This window comes from Amycolatopsis sp. w19, from assembly GCF_051373225.1.
GTDB classification, from domain to species: Bacteria; Actinomycetota; Actinomycetes; order Mycobacteriales; family Pseudonocardiaceae; genus Amycolatopsis; species Amycolatopsis japonica.
On sequence record NZ_JBPQFM010000001.1, the window covers coordinates 570,543 to 588,769 of the forward strand.

15 protein-coding genes are annotated in these 18,227 nt (G+C 69.8%); 4 read left to right on the top strand and 11 right to left on the bottom strand.

The features are described 5' to 3' along the window. Positions 1-7: 7 nt before the first annotated feature. The 8 genes from ACSMFO_RS02620 to ACSMFO_RS02655 all read right to left on the bottom strand — a co-directional run bounded on the left by ACSMFO_RS02620 (position 8) and on the right by ACSMFO_RS02655 (position 8,883). The gene (locus ACSMFO_RS02620) at positions 8-1,258 is read right to left on the bottom strand and encodes an ATP-grasp domain-containing protein (RefSeq protein ID WP_436456740.1); all 1,251 of its coding nucleotides are present in this window, start codon (positions 1,256-1,258) and stop codon (positions 8-10) included. Next, positions 1,155-2,801 carry a class I tRNA ligase family protein gene (locus ACSMFO_RS02625; protein ID WP_436456741.1) on the bottom strand — a complete coding sequence of 549 codons (1,647 nt, stop codon included), beginning with the start codon at positions 2,799-2,801 and terminating at the stop codon, positions 1,155-1,157. Before ACSMFO_RS02625 ends, ACSMFO_RS02620 begins: the two co-directional genes overlap by 104 nt. After that, a complete protein-coding gene (locus tag ACSMFO_RS02630) occupies positions 2,802-3,170 on the bottom strand; it encodes a cupin domain-containing protein (RefSeq protein WP_436457062.1) in 369 nt (122 codons plus the stop codon). 2 nt (positions 3,171-3,172) lie between these two features. Beyond that, positions 3,173-4,489 carry a lysine N(6)-hydroxylase/L-ornithine N(5)-oxygenase family protein gene (locus tag ACSMFO_RS02635; protein WP_436456742.1) on the bottom strand — a complete coding sequence of 439 codons (1,317 nt, stop codon included), beginning with the start codon at positions 4,487-4,489 and terminating at the stop codon, positions 3,173-3,175. 15 nt (positions 4,490-4,504) lie between these two features. Beyond that, entirely contained in the window at positions 4,505-4,774 is a 270-nt protein-coding gene (locus ACSMFO_RS02640; RefSeq protein ID WP_378414766.1) for an acyl carrier protein, read from the bottom strand. Continuing rightward, on the bottom strand, positions 4,774-6,612 hold the full coding sequence (locus tag ACSMFO_RS02645; RefSeq protein ID WP_436456743.1) for an HAD-IIIC family phosphatase: 1,839 nt from the start codon (positions 6,610-6,612) through the stop codon (positions 4,774-4,776). Before ACSMFO_RS02645 ends, ACSMFO_RS02640 begins: the two co-directional genes overlap by 1 nt. A 10-nt stretch (positions 6,613-6,622) precedes the next feature. Then, positions 6,623-7,651 (bottom strand): 3-oxoacyl-[acyl-carrier-protein] synthase III C-terminal domain-containing protein, encoded by a 1,029-nt coding sequence (locus ACSMFO_RS02650; protein ID WP_436456744.1) that lies wholly within the window; start codon positions 7,649-7,651, stop codon positions 6,623-6,625. A gap of 302 nt (positions 7,652-7,953) precedes the next feature. After that, positions 7,954-8,883, bottom strand: coding sequence for a ParB N-terminal domain-containing protein (locus tag ACSMFO_RS02655; RefSeq protein WP_436456746.1), 930 nt, complete (start codon positions 8,881-8,883; stop codon positions 7,954-7,956). 585 nt (positions 8,884-9,468) lie between these two features. Between ACSMFO_RS02655 and pepN the strand changes: the two genes are divergently transcribed. Further along, positions 9,469-11,949 (top strand): aminopeptidase N, encoded by a 2,481-nt coding sequence (gene pepN / locus ACSMFO_RS02660; protein WP_436456748.1) that lies wholly within the window; start codon positions 9,469-9,471, stop codon positions 11,947-11,949. A gap of 19 nt (positions 11,950-11,968) precedes the next feature. Continuing rightward, on the top strand, positions 11,969-13,000 hold the full coding sequence (locus tag ACSMFO_RS02665) for an NAD(P)/FAD-dependent oxidoreductase (protein ID WP_436456749.1): 1,032 nt from the start codon (positions 11,969-11,971) through the stop codon (positions 12,998-13,000). Here ACSMFO_RS02665 and ACSMFO_RS02670 read toward each other — a convergent pair. Continuing rightward, on the bottom strand, positions 12,893-13,420 hold the full coding sequence (locus ACSMFO_RS02670; RefSeq protein WP_436456750.1) for a VOC family protein: 528 nt from the start codon (positions 13,418-13,420) through the stop codon (positions 12,893-12,895). The genes ACSMFO_RS02665 and ACSMFO_RS02670 overlap by 108 nt on opposite strands. Positions 13,421-13,770: 350 nt before the next feature. On the opposite strand from ACSMFO_RS02670, the gene ACSMFO_RS02675 reads away from it, so the two are divergent. Beyond that, entirely contained in the window at positions 13,771-15,129 is a 1,359-nt protein-coding gene (locus ACSMFO_RS02675) for a dipeptidase (RefSeq protein WP_436456751.1), read from the top strand. On the opposite strand, the gene ACSMFO_RS02680 is transcribed toward ACSMFO_RS02675, so the two are convergent. Next, positions 15,119-15,457 (bottom strand): NIPSNAP family protein, encoded by a 339-nt coding sequence (locus ACSMFO_RS02680; RefSeq protein ID WP_436456753.1) that lies wholly within the window; start codon positions 15,455-15,457, stop codon positions 15,119-15,121. The two genes, ACSMFO_RS02675 and ACSMFO_RS02680, sit on opposite strands and share 11 nt — an antisense overlap. A gap of 152 nt (positions 15,458-15,609) precedes the next feature. Here ACSMFO_RS02680 and ACSMFO_RS02685 point away from each other — a divergent pair, with 152 nt between their 5' ends. Beyond that, the gene (locus ACSMFO_RS02685) at positions 15,610-17,562 is read left to right on the top strand and encodes a BTAD domain-containing putative transcriptional regulator (protein WP_436457063.1); all 1,953 of its coding nucleotides are present in this window, start codon (positions 15,610-15,612) and stop codon (positions 17,560-17,562) included. Here ACSMFO_RS02685 and ACSMFO_RS02690 read toward each other — a convergent pair. Beyond that, positions 17,531-18,226 (bottom strand): NIPSNAP family protein, encoded by a 696-nt coding sequence (locus tag ACSMFO_RS02690; RefSeq protein WP_436456754.1) that lies wholly within the window; start codon positions 18,224-18,226, stop codon positions 17,531-17,533. The two genes, ACSMFO_RS02685 and ACSMFO_RS02690, sit on opposite strands and share 32 nt — an antisense overlap. Between the last annotated feature and the right edge of the window lies 1 nt (position 18,227).

Sequence of the window (18,227 nt, forward strand, 5' to 3'; positions counted from 1 at the left end):
GCTGTTCTCACCGGTCACCTTCCAAGGTGACGGTGATCTTCCCGGCCAGCTCGGTCATCAGCCCGTAAGCGTCCTCTTTGGACGTTCCGGTGGTGCCGAGGAAGCCGAAGATGGTGTTGCCGTCGGGCGGCCTGAGGATCACGTCGCCGGGGCGGGCGGTGATCTGCTGGAGGAAGACCCGATCGGACTCGGTCACCTCGGGCGGCACCTCGATGTTCTCGACGACGCCGCCCTCGCAGATCAGGCACATCGCGGTGATATGCGTCCCGGTCGGCCAGTAGTGGCGGACGGGCGGTTTGACGCCCCGGCCGACGTCGACCACGGACCGGATCGGGTCGTAGTCCGCGGTGATCCTGGCGATGGTGTCCAATCCGCCGCCGCCCACCCTGGCCGCGATCTCCAGTAGATGCGGTTTGCCCTCGTGGTAGCGCACTTCCGCGTGCATCACGCTGCGCCGGAGGCCCTGTGCGCGGGCGGCCGCCTTGACCGCGTGATGCACCCTGGCCAGTTCCTCGGCGGGCAGGGAGGTCGGCGCGTGGTGCACGTCGTCGTCGAAACTCCTGCCCTCCGCGGTGATCCGGTCGACGACCGAGCCGAGGTAGACTTCGTCGTCCCAGGCGAGCGCCTCCATCAGGTACTCGGGTCCGTCCAGAAAGGACTCGACGAGCAACCCGATCGGGCCGAGGTCGACGTCGTCCGCCTCGGCGTTGATCCAGAACATGTTCCGCAGGCCCTCACTCGCCGTGGCGAAGTCCCGCGCCATTTCCTGCGGACCGTCCACCCGGTAGACCAGATGGCTCCCGGCGCCCAGGGTGGGCTTGAGGATGACCGGATAGCCGAACTCGGCGCCCGCCGCCAGCGCGTCGTCGAGTTCGGTGACGTACCGGAAGGCGGGGATCGGCACGCCGGCCCGTTCGTAAGCCTGGCGCATCAGCAGTTTGTTGCGGCTGTTGCGTGCCCCGTCGACGCCGATGCCCGGCAGCCCGAGCGCCTCGGCCACTGAGGCGACCGCGATCACCGCCGCCTCGGAGAAGGTGATCACCCCGTCGAAATGCTCGGTGGCGTGCCATTCCTCGGCGCAGGCGATCATCTCGTCGATCTTCTTCGAGCCGACGAGCCGGTAGTGGTCGGCGGGCCAGAAATCGGCCGTCCCCTCACCGTTCATCACGTACAGATCGACGCCGAACGCCTGCACCTGCCGATAGCGGGAGTGGTAGTAGGTCAGGTACTGACGGGTCTCGATGGTCAGCAGCTTCATGGCCAGCCTCCTCGGGCAGCCGCGGGAGTCGGAACACGGGAACAGAAGTGGGCGTTTCGGCCGTGAGGGACAGGTCGGCCCCGGCCGCGGCCGCCGCGCCCGCCGCGTCGATCAGGATCGGGGCGGCGCCCGCCAGCAACGTGCGCGCCTCGAGCATCAGGTCGCCCGCGGCGATCGCCGAGCCGGCGGCCAGGTCACGCAGCCGGTTCAGGTGGGTGAGCACCGTTTCGGCGGCCCGATTCATGCTGTAGCCGGGCAACTCGTAGCAACCACGGAACCGCTGCACCATGGCCGCGGCGCGCCGCCGCCCGTCCGGAGTCACCGGCACCGCGCCGGAAAGCCCGCGAGCCGTCTCCGAGATCGCCTCCGACAGCCCGTTCCACGGGGTGCTCAGCCGCCGGTACCCGTTGTCGCGCAGGCCTTCCCGGGTGAAGCCGGTGCGCGACAACTCCGGCGCGGTATACGCCAGATGGAACCGGACGAGGTCGCGCGGGACCTCGGCGAGCAGGTCGCCGGTCCAGATCAGATGGTCGCGGCTGGTGGAGAACTTCTCGCCGGCCAGGTCGTAGAACTCGTTGCAGACGTTGGCCGACGGCGTGACGTACCGGTCGCCGTGGGCCAGCAGGAACACGAGATCCATCAGGCCCCAGTGGTAGACGTTGTCGTAACCGTGGAAGTAGACGACGTCGGCCTCGTGTTCGGCGCGCCAGTGCTCGTCGAGCGGCAGCGTGGTGTCGCCGACCGACCACCAGGTGCTGTACATGACCGCGGGCATCGCCTCGATCCACGGGTACAGCATCTGCCCGGGGGTCTCCGGGAACGGCGCGGGAATTCCCCACGCCGCCGGGATCGTCACGGGAACGTCGGGCAGCGGCTTGGCCAGCAACTCCCCGATGAGCTGCATCGCGTGCGGCCGCCACCGTCCTGCCTGCGCGGTGTAGTAGGCGGTCAACCGGTCCCGGTACTCCTCCATCGGCAGCACCAGGATCTCCGTGTCGCGGTAGGCGACCGGGTCGTCCGGGTCCATTGTGGAGTGCGGGTCGAGCAGCTCGTCGTAGTTGTTCGGGTGCCCGCAGGCCTCGCACACCCCGCCGCTGCTGCCGGCCAGGCACACCGGGCAGGTTCCGCTGACCAGTCCGTCGAACAGGTAGGTCCCCGAACGCGTCGCGACCGGCAGCCGCACCGTCCGCTTCCGGAACCGGCCCGCGTCGTACAGCGCGGTGACGAACTCGAGCACCGCGCGCCGGTACACGTCGTCGATCGGCGGGAGACCGGTCGTCGAGATGCCCATCGCGGAGAGCGAACGGGCGATCGCCTCGGTCGACCCGGCGCACAGTTCCCTCGGGGTGGTGCCCGACCGGCGCGCGGTGGTGACCACATAACTCTGACTGTCGTCGGTGCAGGTCGTGTAGATCACCGAGGCGCCGGTGGCCCGCAGATACCGGGCGTACACGTCGCCCGCCAGGTACGGCCCGGCCATATGTCCGATGTGCAGGTCGCCGTTGGACGTCGGCGTCGCGGCGACCACGATGGTCGTGGACATCTACACGCCGGCCTCGTCGCGGGTGGTGAACCGCCCGGCCATGTCCTTGTCCCACCAGACCGCGTACATCCGGAACTCCTCGGATCCGCTGTTCACCACCTGATGGTGCGAGCGGGGTGGGAAATGCACGATGTCCCCGGCGGCGAACGGCGTCCGGTGCCCGTCGCAGACGATCTCCGCGGATCCGGTCATGGCGACCCAGATCTCGTACTCGTGGTGGCTGTGCGCCCCGGATTCGGCGCCGGGCGGCACCACGCACCAGGAGCCCTCGAAGGGCGCGTTCAGTTCCGGCCACGGCAGCAGCCGCGTGGCGGCCAGGCCGTTGTCCGGCTTGAGCCGCGCGCTGTCGAACTTGCGGATCTCCATCATGGTCACTGCGCTCCTTGGGTGGCGGCGAGCGGGCGGGCTTCGGTGACGGCTGGCAACGGCGGCATCCGGCGGTCGGCGAGCAGATCGGTGACGATTTCCGCCGCCCGCGCGGCCAGCACGCTGAGCAGCGAATCGGCGATGCCGTGGGTGGCCTCGTTCACCCCCTGCAGATGGCAGGTCCCGCTGAACGACGGCGGCAGGCTCATCCGGTAGCTGCGGTTGACGGTGATCTCGTCCACCCCGACCGCGGACGCGAGATCCTTGACGATCCCCGGCATCCGCTTGGTGAACCCGGTGCCGAGCAGCACCACGTCACAGCGCTGCGTGAACCGGCGGCCGGATTTGCGGTCGACGAGGGTGAGCACGATCTCGCGACCGTCCATCTCGGCGCCCGCCACGTCGACCATCGGGATCATCTCGATGCGCTCGGTGCCGGTGAGCCGTTCGATGTACATCTGGCGGTACAGCGTGTCGAGCATGTCCGGGGCGAGGCCGGCGTAGTTGGTCCGGTGCATCTCGCGCAGCAGCTGTGCCCTGGCCTCCGGCAGCGCCGAATGGAATTCGTCCACAAAGGACGGGTAGTACAGCTCGTTGGTGAACTTGCTCGCCTCGTAGGCGTTGAGGCCGATCGAGCGCATCACCATCGTGCACCGTGCCCCGGGGAACGTCTGGTGCGCCGTCCAGAGCATCTCGGCCGCGCTCTGCGCCCCGCCGACGACGACGATCCGGCGCGTCCGTTCGGGATCGAGTTCGCCGATCCTGGCCGCGAACTCGGTGCTGTGGATCATCAGCTCGCGCGGGATGGCCGAGAAAGTGTCCGGGATGTAAGGATCCCGCCCGGCCGCGACCACCAGATGACGACACACCACGGCACTGCCGTCGGCCATCTGGACCAGCCACTCGCCGGCCCCGTCCGCGACACCGAACGGCCGGACCGAGACACACCGCCGCCCGTAGTCGATCCGCACGTTCGGCAGGGATTTCGCCACCCAGCCCAGATATCCGGAGATCTCCATCCGGTACGGCGTGAAGCTGCCCAGGTTGATGAACTGGTCCAGCCGTCCCACCGAGTGCAGGTAGTTGACGAAACTGAAGGCGCTGCGCGGATTCCGCTGGGTGACCAGGTCCTTGAGGAAGGAGACCTGGCTCTGCGTCCACGGGATCAGCATGCCGCGCTGCCAGACGACGTCGTCCTGCTGCTCGACGATGAGCGTGTCCTTCGCGAGCTCCGCCTTCGCGAGCTCTTCGACGGCGACGCCGAGGGCGAGGCCGGACGGTCCCGCCCCGATCGCCAGCAGCTCTACTTCTTGAAATCGCACCGCAATCCTCCCCGGTTATCCGCGCCGTCCGGCGCCCGCGTTGCTCGTCGCGGCGGCCGCGACGAGGTCGATCAAGGCCGTCACCGTGTGGGCGGCGTGGTAGGCGCGCAGATCGAGCGTCACCGCCAGCCTGCTTTCCAGCCGGGAGAGGGCTTCCAGCGACGAGAGGCTGTCCCAGCCGTGCGTGGCGAGCGCCTCTCGGGCCAGCAGCTCGCCGATCGGCTTGCCCAGCACTTCGCTCAGCGTGTTCAGCACGACGGACGCCGTGTCATCCAGTTCGGTCATCACTCGTCTCCGGGGTAGGCGATCCAGGTGGGCAGGCAGGTCGGCGCGGTGGCGGGTACCACGGTGTACGTGCCGTCCTCGTCGGACGGGGTGAAGCCGGCCTTCTCCCAGAAGCCGTCGGCCACCTTGTTGCGCTCGCTCGGCACGTAGCGTCCGGCCACGGCGGTGGCCCCGGCCTCGCGGGCCCGCCGCACGATCCAGTCCGCGATCGCGAACTCGATGCCCCGGCCGAACACCCGGCAGCTCAGTACCAGGTTCAGCACCCACCACACCCGGCCGCGGCTCTCGATCCACGCGGCGCCGACGATTCCCTCGTCGCCGAACCGGTCCGACACCGCGAACGAGGCGACCAGCCGGTCCGGGTCGGCGCACATCGCGGTCGTCGCGCCCTCGTCGAACCGGATCCCGGTCAGGTTGAACTGGTTGGTGCGGGCGGAAAGCTGGGCGACCCGGCCGATCTCGAACGTGGTGACCGGATGCGCGATCAGCCGCGTCCGCAGCGCGTGCAGGTAGTCCTCCGAGGAGGCGAACCCGGTGGAGAAGCCGGTGCGCAACGCCCGCGAGCGGTACAGCGCCGGACGTTTCAGGTCGGTGTCCGTCAGCTCCGGTACGTCGAACCAGCCGGGGCGCAGCAGCGAGCGGACCAGGTGGGCGGGGTCGCCGTCGGCCGCCACCACGGCCATCCCGGGAAGTTCGGCGGCCACGTGCCCGCGTTCGAACGGGGAGTCGTCCATGAAGACGAACGCGTTCGCGGCCAGGTTGAGCGTCTCGGCGGCGTGCCGCAGGTTGTCCGCCTTGGCCGACCAGTTCACCGCGCGGACCGCGAAATCCTCGGGCCGCAGCAGCATCTCCGGATGGCGGGTCAGCACCTCGTCCACCGGCCCGGCGTCGTTCTTGCTGGCCAGCACGAGGATGACGCCTTGTTCGCGCAGACGGCGCACGGCTCGCTGAAGGTCCTGGTAGCAGTTCCCCGGGTACAACCCGCCGAGCTGCAGCCTCGCCTCGCCCGCCTCGCCGAGCACGCCACCCCACAGGGTGTTGTCCAGATCGACCGCGAGCACCTTGCGGGACAACCCGGATCGGGCCGCGGCCACCCTGGCGACCCGCCGCGCCAGCGTGAGCAGCGCGCCGTCGGTGTACGGCAGGTCGGCGTACCGGTGCAGCCGGTCGTCCCTGGCCGCGACCGCGACGTCGGCGAGTTCGCCCGCCAGGTCCACGACCGTGATCCGGCCGTCCTCCTCCGCGAGACCGAGGAGGTCCGCGTTGAGCCGGTGCCAGGCCCGCGCGGCCGCGGCCCGCGCCCGCCAACTGATCAGCGAATCGCGCAGCTCGGCCGGAACCGGCACGGTGTGCAGCACGAAGGTGCCCGGCGTACGCCGCAGGCAGGCCAGAATCGCTCCCCGGAACTCGGCGAACCGGGCCTCGATGAGCGCGGCCAGGCCTTCGGTGTCGACGGCGCTCCACTCGCGCGGCAGGAAGTACCGCTCGTCCATCAGGCAGGTGACGAGGTCGGGGGAGCCGTCGATCTCACCCGCGGCCAGCGTGAGGTCGAACGTGCCGTAGTCACCGAGGAGCAAGGTGGGCTGCGCGCCGACGGCGACCATCGCGGCGCGCAGCAGGGGTTCGAACGGGCCGATCGTGCAGGTGGCCAGCACGGTCACCTTGATCGGCCGGAGATCCGGCTCGACCGAGGGGAGATCGGCCAGGACGTGGCCCGCACGGCGCATCGGCGCGGGGTCCTCGACCTCCGAGAGGAGCTGTCTCACCCCCGGTGCCGGTGCCGTCCGGCCGTCCACCGCGGCTCGCAGGCCGTCGAGCAATTCCGTGAAATCGTTCATCGACCCCTGCCTAGACTCGGAAAATCGTGCAATACCAGCGCATGCCGATGGAGATTCCGGCGAGCGCGACGAGATCCCCGGAATTCAGTTCACCGCGATCGAGGTAGGTCCCGACCGCGATCAACTGGTCGGCCGCTCCCATATGGCCGTGTTCGGCGGCGAGATCGTGGTTCGTCTTCGCCAGTGGGATATCGATCAGGCCTGCCAGTTCGGCGATGCCGTCCGGATCGTTGATGTAGACGAACCGCGCGAGATCCGCCCGCCGCACGCCCGCCCGGCGGCAGGCCCGGTCGATCACCTCGACGACCCGCGTGTTGAGCTGCTCGCTGAAGTGCGCGAGCCGCCGGGGGTCCTTCCGGAAATGGGCCTGCACGCGTTCGGTCCCGCTCGGCGCGGTCGCGCTCGACCAGCCGGGCGGCGGTACCGGCGTGACACTGCCGCCGACGTCGGTGCGGAACCAGTCGCAGAAGTCGGAATCCGTGAACTGTTCGGTGGCCAGCCAGGTGACGCGGTCGTGGCCCCGGCGCAGGACCACCGAGACCGCGCCGTCGCTGTGCACCGCGTTGTTGACGTTCATCCGGTTGCGGTGGAATTCGCTGACCCGGTTGACGGCGGTGAAGAGCACCGTGCCGAGTTCCGGTTGCAGCGTCAGCTGTCCGGCGACGGCGCCGAGACCGGTGACCCCGCAGGCGCAGCCTTCGGTCAGCAGCATCGTCTGCCGCTCCCGGATCTTCAGCTCCCTCGCCAGTGCGGCGGAGGAGTCCCAGTACGGGTACTCCGCCAGCTCGGAATTGGCCACCACCACCAGATCGACGTCCGCGGGATCCACCGACGCCCTCGCCAGCGCGTGGCCGGCCGCCTCCGCCGCCAGCGCGGTCGAGGTCACGCCGTCCGCGGCGCGGTGGAAAGTCCGGTAACCCCAGCCGACGACGCGTTCCGGGTCGGCGACGTAGGAACCGGCGGTGCGTTCGACGTCCTGGTCTTCGCCGAACGCGTAACCGAAGCCGGCGATGCCGAATTCGGCGAGCGGTGCTGCCATTTCTTCTCCTCATACCGAGCCGGTCGGTTGCCTGGTCTTCCGATGGGAAATCATGAGCCGATTTCGAGGGCGTCCGTATTCGAAAAACGCCGAGCGTCATTCAAGAACCACCTGGCGTTCTCGGGCAATGGCGGCCGGTTGCCGGGGTGCGACCCGGCGCGATTTCCGAAACTGTTTCGGATCCCCGAGGAGTGGTGACCGGGAATATTGCCGCACGCTTCGCGCGCCGACAACTGCTCGATGTTCAACTGTGTCCCCGGTGCCCGGTTGAACACCGGTCGTATTCACTCGCGGTATCCGGGTTATGACTTCTGCGTGCCGACCCGCTGTTCCAGTTGTCGCGCGAACTCGATCCACTCGTTGGCGCACCGGCGGGCCAATGCGGCGAGGACGTACACGCTGTGTGGCGGGACGGTGTCGACGAGTTCGCGCCACTCCTCCTCGGCGATCACCCGGTGGACGAGCCAGCGCAGGGTCCGGGTGCCGGACTGGGCGAACCGCAGCGACGGATCGCGTTCGAGGTTCCGCAGGACCGCGTTGCGCTCCTGCGTCGAGAGACGTTCGGTGTGGTCGTGCGCGGGCGGGCCGGCGTCGCGGCGGTCGGCCACCGTCTCCCGGACGGTGCGAGGACGGCGTGGCGGTACCGGATCCTCGCCGCGCTGGATCCGCTCCCGCACGTCACGGACGGTGGCCGGGGCGATCCCCGCCGCCCGCGCGATCGAACGCAGGGACGCGTCGGGGAAGGCCGCGATCAGCCGGCTCGCGACGCGACGGCCATCGGTGCTGTCCAGCGGGCGGACCCTGCCGTCGCGACCGAGCCGGGCCGTCGTCCGCGGCAGCCCGTCGATCCGGCCGCGAACCGCGGCGACGGTCCGGGGACCGAGGCCCGCGGCCGCGGCGATGGCGCGATCCGACCAGTCCGGATGGGAGATGACGATGCGGGCGACCGCGGCCTCGCGGTCCGCGTAGGACAGCGGCAGGCCGTGCGCGACGTTGGCCTTGACCGCCAGCACGAACGCGTCTTCCTCGCTGCCGTCGAAGAAGACCACGTCGATGGTGCTCTGGCCGCGCAGGCGGGCCGCGCCGAGCCGGTGCATCCCGTCGATGATCCGCATCGTCGACCGGTGCACCAGGATCGGCGGCAGCGCCCGGTCCGGTTCGGCCAGCACCCGGATGTGCTCGGCGTCCTCACCGATCAGCCGCGGCGAGTCCGCCGGCCGCAACGCGGCCACCGGGACGGTGTAGGTGACCTGATCCGCCTTCGGATACCCGGTCGACGGTTCGTCTTGGTCATTCGAATCAGCCGAATGTTCCTGGCTCGAGGCGTGGTCAGCTTGCCCGGTCAATGGGCACCCCCGTCGGGTTGTGTACGGCAAACCTGCGACTTACTCTTCAATGAGTCCTAGGCGCCTGAACCGATTACCGAATATCGACTTCTTCGCTGTTTTCGGGCATGGTCGCCTCAGGCCGGAAAGTTCGATTTGTACGGCAGTGCGAGGATGTCGAATCAACGACCGCCGCGTCCCCTCTGAAATGTCCCCATTGGACCGGCGTCGTTCAACTCATGAACTGCGTGATCAAAGTTTCCCCTCCCCGCGCTCCTGGTCAGAGGGTATGTCGTCGGTCGACGGTGAACTAGGTGCTCAAGTGAGTCCCCAACCCCGGTGTATCGGCGTCCGAGCGGGGTGCGGTGTTCAACTGGATCAGGCGGCACGGTTGCGCGGGGAATGCGCTGTCCGGCGGCCGGGGGATTGTCTATTCGGCGGCCGCCTGAGCTGTTCGGCGGCCACGATGCAGCTATTTGGAGGGCCGAGGAAATGCCCAGTCTGACGCAGACCGAAGCGAAGGAGCGCGGCGTATTGCTGCGGATCCGGTCGTATCGGGTGGATCTCGATCTGACGACCGGCGACGAGACCTTTCGATCGACCACGAGAATCGTCTTCGACGCGAGCCCCGGTGCCACGTTCCTCGACGTGCGGCCCCGCGAACTGCGCTCGGTGATCCTCAACGGCCGGGAACTGGACCCGGCCGCACTCGACGACGGCCGGTTCCCGCTCGACGGCCTCGCCGAGGAGAACGAGCTCGTCGTGGTCGCGGACATGGCCTACTCGCGGGAATGCGAAGGGCTGCACCGGTACAGAGACCCTGCCGACGGCCGCGTCTACCTCTACGCCTACGTGTTCATCGACAACGCGCCGCGGATCTTCGCTTGCTTCGACCAGCCCGATCTCAAGGCGCCCTTCACCTTCGACGTCACGGTTCCGGACGACGACTGGCAGGTGCTCGGCAACGCGCCGTCGACCCGGCTCGGCCCGGGGCATTGGCGGCTGGCCGAGACCGCGCCTCTCGCGACCTATCTGACGACGCTGGCCGTCGGACCGTACGAGTCGTTCCACGCCGAGCACGGCGGAGTGCCGCTGGGCCTGCATTGCCGTGCCTCGTTGGCGGACGGGCTCAAGGCCGACGTCGAGGAGGTCTTCGAGATCACCGGGCAATGCCTCGACGAGTACCGGCGGCTGTTCGGCGTGCCCTACCCGTTCGAGAAGTTCGACCAGGTCTTCGTGCCGGAGTTCAGCGTGCTCTCGCTCGACCATCCCGGTTGTGTGCTGCTGCGCGAGCTGTACCTCTTCGGCTCCGCGGTGCCGCGGAGCGAACGGGAGACCAGGGCCGTGGTGATCGCGCACGGCCTGTCCCTGATGTGGCTCGCCGGTCTGGTCACCAACACCTGGTGGGACGATCTGTGGCTCGGGCAGGCCTTCGCCGACTACATGGCCCATCGGGTGACCAGTGACGTGACGAGGTTTTCCGGCCCGCTGACCACGTTCGCCGTCCGGCGCAAGGCCCAGGCCTACGTGGCAGATCAGCGGCCGTCGACCCATCCGGTGAGCCTGGCCGGACCGGACGTGCGGACGGTGCTGCTGGAACTGGACCGGATCTCCTACTTCAAGGGCTCATCGGTCCTGCGGCAGCTGGCGGCCCGGGTCGGTACCCCGGCACTGCGCGCGGGCCTGAGCACCTACTTCACCCGCCACGCGTACGGCACGGCGACGTTCACCGACTTCCTCACCGCGTTGAGCGAGGCCGCCGGAACGGATCTGACGGAATGGGCGCGGGTGTGGTTCTCCACCTGCGACGTCGGCACGCTGACCCCGGAGATCACGGTTTCCGGCGGGGTGATCACGGCGGCCGCCGTCCGTCAGGACGTCCCGGAAGGGCATCCGGTACCGCGGCCGCACACCCTGGACATCGGCTGCTACGGCGAGGAGTCCACGACGATCCGGGTCACGATCGACGGACCGCGAACCGGGCTGCCGCAACTGGTGGGCCGTCCGGTGCCGGAATTCCTGCTGCTCAACGACGGCGACCTGACCTACGCGAAGATCCGCTTCGACGATCGTTCCCGCGCCGCGCTGCCCGGGTTCCTTCCCCGGCTGTCCCCGGTCAACCGCGCGATGGTGTGGTGCGCGCTGCTGATGGCGGTGCAGGACGGCGTGTACCCGGCCGCGGATCACCTCGAGCTGGTGACCGGGATGCTCGCCGTCGAAACGGATCCGTCCATCGTCGTCGAGGTGCTGGAGCAGGCTCGTATCGACGTCGCCGACCGCTTCCTGCATCCGGAGCGGCGGCCCGCCGCGCTCGCCGCCGTCGCCGGTGCTCTTCGTGACCGGATCGCCGAGGTCGAGCCGTCCGACGAGATCTGGTTGTGCCTGTGCCGGGGACTCGTCGAGTTCAGCACGGACGTCGACGAGCTGCGTGGCTGGCTCGACGGCACCCGGCTGCCCGCGGGACTCGTCCTCGACGCGGATCTGGCCTGGCGCACCAGATACCGGCTCGCCGTGCTCGGCGCGCTCTCCGAGGACGAGATCGCCGCGGCCCACGCCGCGGATCCCAGCACCCGCGGCGAGCAGTTCGCGGCGAAATGCCGGGCGGCCAGGCCGGATCCGGCGGCCAAGGAGGCGGCGTGGGAGGTGATCGTCGGCGACACCGAGATGTCCAGCTACGGGCTCTGGGCGCTGGCAGAAGGATTCTGGCAACCGGAGCAGGCCGAGCTGACCGCCGGCTACGTCCCGCGGTTCTTCGCCGAGATGCCCGCGGCCGCCCGGTCACGCGGTGACCTCGTACTGGACGTGCTGGTGCGGTTCCTCTACCCGCGCTACGCCGCCTCGGCGGAGACCTTGCGGCTGGCCGACGAACTGCTGGCCCGCCCCGACGTCGAACTGCCGTTGCGCAGGCGGGTCGCGGATTTCACCGGCGACCTGCGCCGGGCCGTGGCCGCCCGGACCGGCGTCACCGGCTGAGCCGGGGAGGGAGGTCACCGTGCGGGTGGGAATCGTCGGCGGCGGTGTCGCGGGCGCGCTGCTCGCCTGGCGGCTGCGCCAGGCGGCGCCGCGGAGCACGATCGACGTGTACACCGCCCGGTCGACCGACGGCGACGCGACGAGCGCGTCCGGTGGGCTGGTCCGCGGCTTCCAGCGGCTGGAGCACGCCGGACGGCTGGCCGCGACCGGTCTCGCCGAACTACGTGCCAACCCGGCGTTGCGGGCGGCGTCGGACTACCGGGAGGTCGGCTCGGTGTACCTGGCGCTCTCCGGGGACGGGCTCGCCGACCCGGTCCGGGTGATCGAGGAAGCACTGCCCGGTTCGGCGACCTTGCTCACCGCGCCCGAACTGGCCGCCCGGTATCCGTTCCGTGGCCTGCCTTCCGGGGTGACCGCAGTGGTCGAACGGCACGCGGGATTCGTGTCGCCCGCCGGGCTGCGGGACGCCGTGCTGGGCTGGCTCACCGACCGCGGCGCCTCGGTCCGGCGGATGCCGGTGGTGACCGTGGACCCGGCCCCGGCGTTGCGGCTGGCCGACGGCGCGACCGCGGGTTACGACGCGGTCGTGGTGGCCGCCGGTCCGTGGACGCCCGCCCTGCTGGCGGCGAGCGGGCTGCCTGCCGGAGGGCTGCGCGTCAAACAGATCCAGTACACCGTCTACGAAGGAGGGCCCGCGGGGCTCGGCACGTTCGTGTGGGAGGGCACCGGAATGTGGGGCCGGCCGGCGGGCGACGCGGGGTTCCTGCTCGGACTGCCCAGTGACCACTGGGACGTCGACCCGGCCGGTCCGCGGCCGGACGTCGCGCTCATCGACCGGGTCGCGAGCGAGGCCCGGCGCCTCCTCGGCCATCCGCTCGCCGAGCACTGTCCACATCGGACGACCGTGTCGTCCGACTGCTATCACGATCCGCCCGGCCTCGAACTACGCGAGGTCGCGCCCGGCGTGTTCACCTTCACCGGAGGATCGGGCGGTGCGGCGAAGACCGTGGTCGCGGCGAGCCGGGTGGCGGCCGCCGAATTGCTCGGGTGAGCTGCCGTCCCCGTACTGGACCAGTTCCACCAGCAGACCGGCGGGCCTGGCCAGGTATGTGAAGGCGACCAGCATGCCGGGCCGCGCGCCGGCACAGGGCTCGCGGTCGACCGGGGTGAACCCCGCGCCGCGCAAGCGGTCCAGCTCCGGTTCGAGGTGATCGACCTCGATGGCGATGTGGTGCAGCCCTGGGCCGGACCTGGCCAGGTGGCCGTCGAGCGCCGAACCGGGGCCTGCGGGGGAGACCAGCTCGATCAGGGGGCGGCCGCCGGGGCCGGGTGGCTGCCAGAACTCGCACGCCACCCGATAGGCGGCGGCGACGCCACTGTCCAGTTTGGACATCCCGAGCGCGGTCATGGCGGGAAGTAGCCCCGCGGGTTCTCCGGTGACGAGTCCGATGTGGTCGATACCGAGCAACATGGCCCGAGATTAACGCCGCCTGCGGCGTTCTATCGAGAGATAAGGCGAAGGTGGCGTTTGCAGCATCGCAAACTGTCCACAAGGGACACTTTGCGACGACTTTCCGTCCGATTTATGCCCGTGTAGGTGAATCTGTGCGAGGGTCGTGAGTGAAAAATGCTGTTAGAACGATCATTGCCACTCACGACCCCCGCGTGAAGCGCCCAAACCGGACACTCTGACGAGAACTGGCGTCTCTTGTGGACAGTTGACGTCTTGGCTGCTCCCCGCCCAGTACCGCCTCCCGGCGTTCGATTCACCGTGCAGCTGACCGGGTCTTTTTCCGGCCGCCGCGCCGTACGATCCGATTCATGAAGAACAATCTTCCGGCGGAGGCCGAATTGAGAGCGGCCGTCGAACGGGAAATGGCCCCGGCGCGAGCCGATCTTGAGCATCTGGTCCGCATTCCCGGAATAGCCTTTCCCGAATTCGACCACGCGCAGGTGGACCGTTCCGCGGAGGCGGTGGCGACGGTGCTGCGCGGCTGCGGGCTGGAGACCGGCATCGTCCGGGCCGGCGGGCAACCGGCCGTCATCGGCCGCAAACCCGCGCCGCCCGGCGCGCCGACCGTGCTGCTCTACGCGCATCACGACGTCCAGCCGCCGGGAGACGAGGCGCTGTGGGACAGCGACCCGTTCGAGCCGGTGGAGCGCGACGGCCGGCTCTACGGCCGGGGCGCCGCGGACGACAAAGCCGGGCTCATGGCGCATGTCGTGGCGCTGCGGGCGCTCGGCGACGCCCTGCCGGTCGGGGTGGTGGTGTTCGTCGAAGGCGAGGAGGAGTACGGCTCGGCGTCGCTCTCCGAGCTGCTCCGGCTGCATCACGACAGGCTTCTCGCCGACGTCGTCGTGATCGCCGACTCGGCCAACTGGGACGTCGGGGTGCCCGCGCTGACGACTTCGCTGCGCGGGATCGTCAACTGCGTGGTCGAGGTGCGTACCCTGCGTGACCCGGTCCACAGTGGAATGTTCGGCGGCGCCGTGCCGGACGCGCTGACCACGCTCGTCCGGTTGCTGGCGACGCTGCACGAGGACGACGGCGACGTCGCGGTGGAAGGTCTCGCCATGGGGCCGGAGTCCACTGTGGAGCTTCCCGCCGAGCGGGTGCGGGCCGAGGCGGGGATGGTCGACGGCGTCCGGTTCACCGGCACCGGTTCGCTGGCGGATCGGTTGTGGACCAGGCCTTCGCTCTCGGTCCTGGGTGTCGACGCGCCGTCGGTTCTCGAGTCGGGCAACGCGCTGGTCCCGGCGGCCAGGGCGAAGATCAGCGCCCGGCTGGCCCCCGGCGACGACCCGGTCAAGGCGTTCGCCGCGCTCCGGGACCATCTGGAGGCTTACTGTCCTTGGGGCGCAGCCATCTCGGTCTCCCTGGACGGTGGCGGTGCGCCGTGTGTCATCGACACCACCGGATCACGGTATGGAACGGTCCGGTCCGCGTTGCGTACCGCGTGGGACGGGGTTTCGCCGGTCGAGATCGGGGTCGGTGGCTCGATTCCTGCCGTTTCGACGTTCCAGGCGGAGTTCCCGGACGCCACGATCGTGGTGACCGGCGTGGAGGATCCGCAGACCCGGGCACACGGTCCGAACGAGAGCCTGCACCTCGGCGAGTTCGCCCGGGTCTGCCTCGCCGAGGCGCTCATGCTGGCCGGGCTGAGCCGCCCTACCGGATGAGCGGGCCCAAATCGTGCCCCGCGGCGAACACCGACGTGTCGTAATCGTCGATCATCGACGAGACCGGGCCGTCGTATTTCGCCAGCCATTCGTCCGTGGCGTAGAGCGACTGGGATCGTTCGACCCGCTCTTCCTCGGACGGAAAGGCGCGCAGCAGGAAATAGCCGTTTTCGTTGTTCAAGGACGGGCCGTGCGCGAGGACCGTGATCCCCAGGCTGCGCATCAGCGGAATGGTGCCCTCCCGGCTGATCCGGTCGAATTCCGCCCGGGTGCCCGGCTTCACCTTGAACAGCCGGATCTCCAGCAACCATGATTCAGCGTTGTCCATCCTGCACCTCACCCTCGGTATTCCGGAAGGGCGAGTAGAGCACCGGAGAATGGTGGTCGTCAATTAACGGCGAAGCGAACGAGTCATCGTCACCGGCCAGGTTCCGGTTCCTCGGCCCGCTCGAATTCTTCGACGGCGGGCAATGGTCCTCGATCGGTGCGCCGAAGCAACGGGCACTGCTGGCCGTCCTGCTGATCAACGCCAATCGCGTGGTTTCGGCGGATCAGCTCATGGCGGAGCTGTGGGGTGAGCGGCCGCCGCCGAGTGCGGCCGGTCTGCTGGCGGGCTACGTCTGGCGGCTGCGCAACGGTCTCGGCGATCCGGGAGGCCGGATGCTGAGCACGAGGGCGCCCGGCTACCGGCTCGTGCTGCCCGCGGGCGCGACCGACGTCGACGAGTACGAGAAGCTCGTGACGGCGGGCCGGAAGAGACTCGCCGAAGGTGACTTGCCCGCCGCGGTCGCCGCATTGACCGAAGGGCTCGGGATGTGGCGCGGCACGCCGATGGCGGACGTGGCCATGGTCCCGTCCGTCCTCGCCGAGTCGGCGCGGCTGGAGGAGGCGCGCCTGGCCGTGGTGGAAGCGCGGATCGAGGCCGAGATCGGGCTCGGCGGACACGAGACTCTGCTGCCCGAACTGAAGCTGATGATCTCGCAGTTCCCGCTGCGTGAACGGCTGCACGCGCAGTTGATGATCGCGCTGTACCGCTCGGGCCAGCAGGCCGAAGCCCTTGGCGCGTACCGGGATCTGCGCGGACTGCTGGTCGAGGAGCTCGGTGTCGAGCCGAGCAAACCACTGCGGGAGCTGCAGGGCCGGATCCTGCGGGACGACCCGCTGCTGCTGGAGACGCCGCGGCGCGCGACACCGGCGACCGCGATCCTGCGGCCTGCCGTGCCGCGCACGCTTCCGCCCGACGTGCCCGCGTTCATCGGCCGGGAGCGGGAGCTTGCCTGGATCACCAGCCGGTTGGCGAGCGGGGAGCAGCGCTGCGCGGTGCACGGCATGGCGGGCACCGGCAAGACCGCGTTGGCGGTGCACGCCGCGCACCGGATGACCGGGTCCTTTCCGGACGGTCAGGTGTATCTGGGGCTCGGAGCGTCCGCGGCGCACGGTCCGGCGTCACCGGTGGACGCGGTCGGGCGGCTGCTCGCCGCGCTGGGCGTACCGGCCGCGGACATCCCGCCGGGGGAGGAAAGGGCGGGCGCGCTGCTGCGGACCGTGCTGGCAGACCGGCGAGTGGTCCTCGTCCTCGATGATGTCGCGGACTCCGCTCAGATCCGGCATCTGCTGCCCACCGCGCCGGGCTGCGCGGTGATCCTGACGAGCCGTCCGGCCTCCACCGCGGTGGACGGGGCGGGACTGCTTCGCCTCGGCAGGCTCCCGGCGACGGCCGCGACGGCGTTGATCCGCCGTTACGCCGGCGCCGCCCGGGTGGACGCGGATCTCGCCGCCACCGTCCGGCTCGCCGGGCTCTGCGACCATCTGCCGCTCGCCCTGCGGGCCGCCGCGACCCGGCTCGCGCGGCGTCCGGAGTGGACGGTCGGCGAGTTCGTTTCGAGGCTGGCCGATCCCGGGCGCCGGTTGGACCAGCTGACCTGCGACGGGCTCAGCGTCCACGCCGCGCTGCGGGCCGGTGTCCGTTTGCTGCGGCACTCCGCCGATCCGCTACCGACGCGCGTCCTCGGCAGGCTCGGGGTGCTGGACCTGCCGGTGGTCTCGACGGCGGTGCTCGCCGCCGCGCTCGACATTCCCGTCGCCTCGGCCGAATCGGCCGCGGAGCGGCTCGTCGACGCCGGGCTCGTCGAGACGTTGCGGATGGACCGGTATCGGGTGCCGGGGCTCGTGCGGCTGTTCGCACTCGGCGAGTACGTCACGGCGGACGAGGAACGCGCCGCGACGCACCGCGTCCTCGGGTACTACGAAGGCGCGGTGCGCGACCAGCTTTCCCGCCTCGCGGAGAACCGCGGGGCCGGCCTCGCTTGGTATCGCGAGGAATGCCTGACCTTGCGGGCGCTCGCCGCCCGTGCATCGGGCACCGAATTGCCCGGCCTGGTCAACAGGCTCTCCTCGGAGCTCAGCGGAGCATCGACCGGTCGGTGGGGGTGAGCATCAGCCGCTCGATCCGGTCCGGGAGGCGAGGCTCGACGTCGTCCCGCCACTCCGGGAGCGCGGCCAGCCGGGCGGTGTGCTCGGCGTAGGCGTCCTGCCCGGGGAACGACGCGAGCACGACGAGCACATGCTCACCCGTGCGAACCGGCAGACCGGTGAAGTCGTTCTCCGCGTACTCCGTCCGCAGCAAGGCGAGCGGTGTCGCGCCGGCCTTCGCCAGCAAGGGGAGAACGGTCTCGTCGAAGAACCGGACGAACTCTTCGTCCGGCGGCGAAGGAAGATAGTGGATCGTGGCCGTGACCACCGACGAAGCGGGCGTGTCCCGGACTGCCGGGTCGAGGCCGGGCAACACACCCTGGCGGACCGGTCGCAGCAGCAGCACGTCGTCCGTGTCGATCATGGTGGCGTTGGCCGCCGCCGAGTTGGCCTTCCAGGTCGGACCGGTGTAGAAGCTCGTCAGGGCCTGGAACCTCGCGGGCATGCCGGGGAAACCCCGCAGCCACACGAAATGGTCCGGGCGGTCGAGGTCGCGGAACTGCCCGAGGACACGCATCCCCGTGGCTTCCTGGGTCTCGACGAACTCCCGGTCGAACAGCTCGATCAACACCTCGCGCTGTCCCGGCCGAAGGGTGTACTGCCGCAGCTCGATAACGTCCGTCACC

Bases quoted from the DNA above. Each gene is read 5' to 3' on its own strand.
- ACSMFO_RS02650 (WP_436456744.1), bottom strand. From the start codon at position 7,651: ATGGCAGCACCGCTCGCCGAATTCGGCATCGCCGGCTTCGGTTACGCG.
- pepN (WP_436456748.1), top strand. From the start codon at position 9,469: ATGCCCAGTCTGACGCAGACCGAAGCGAAGGAGCGCGGCGTATTGCTG.
- ACSMFO_RS02670 (WP_436456750.1), bottom strand. From the start codon at position 13,420: ATGTTGCTCGGTATCGACCACATCGGACTCGTCACCGGAGAACCCGCG.
- ACSMFO_RS02675 (WP_436456751.1), top strand. From the start codon at position 13,771: ATGAAGAACAATCTTCCGGCGGAGGCCGAATTGAGAGCGGCCGTCGAA.
- ACSMFO_RS02645 (WP_436456743.1), bottom strand. From the start codon at position 6,612: ATGAACGATTTCACGGAATTGCTCGACGGCCTGCGAGCCGCGGTGGAC.
- ACSMFO_RS02680 (WP_436456753.1), bottom strand. From the start codon at position 15,457: ATGGACAACGCTGAATCATGGTTGCTGGAGATCCGGCTGTTCAAGGTG.
- ACSMFO_RS02620 (WP_436456740.1), bottom strand. From the start codon at position 1,258: ATGAAGCTGCTGACCATCGAGACCCGTCAGTACCTGACCTACTACCAC.
- ACSMFO_RS02625 (WP_436456741.1), bottom strand. From the start codon at position 2,801: ATGTCCACGACCATCGTGGTCGCCGCGACGCCGACGTCCAACGGCGAC.
- ACSMFO_RS02640 (WP_378414766.1), bottom strand. From the start codon at position 4,774: ATGACCGAACTGGATGACACGGCGTCCGTCGTGCTGAACACGCTGAGC.
- ACSMFO_RS02630 (WP_436457062.1), bottom strand. From the start codon at position 3,170: ATGATGGAGATCCGCAAGTTCGACAGCGCGCGGCTCAAGCCGGACAAC.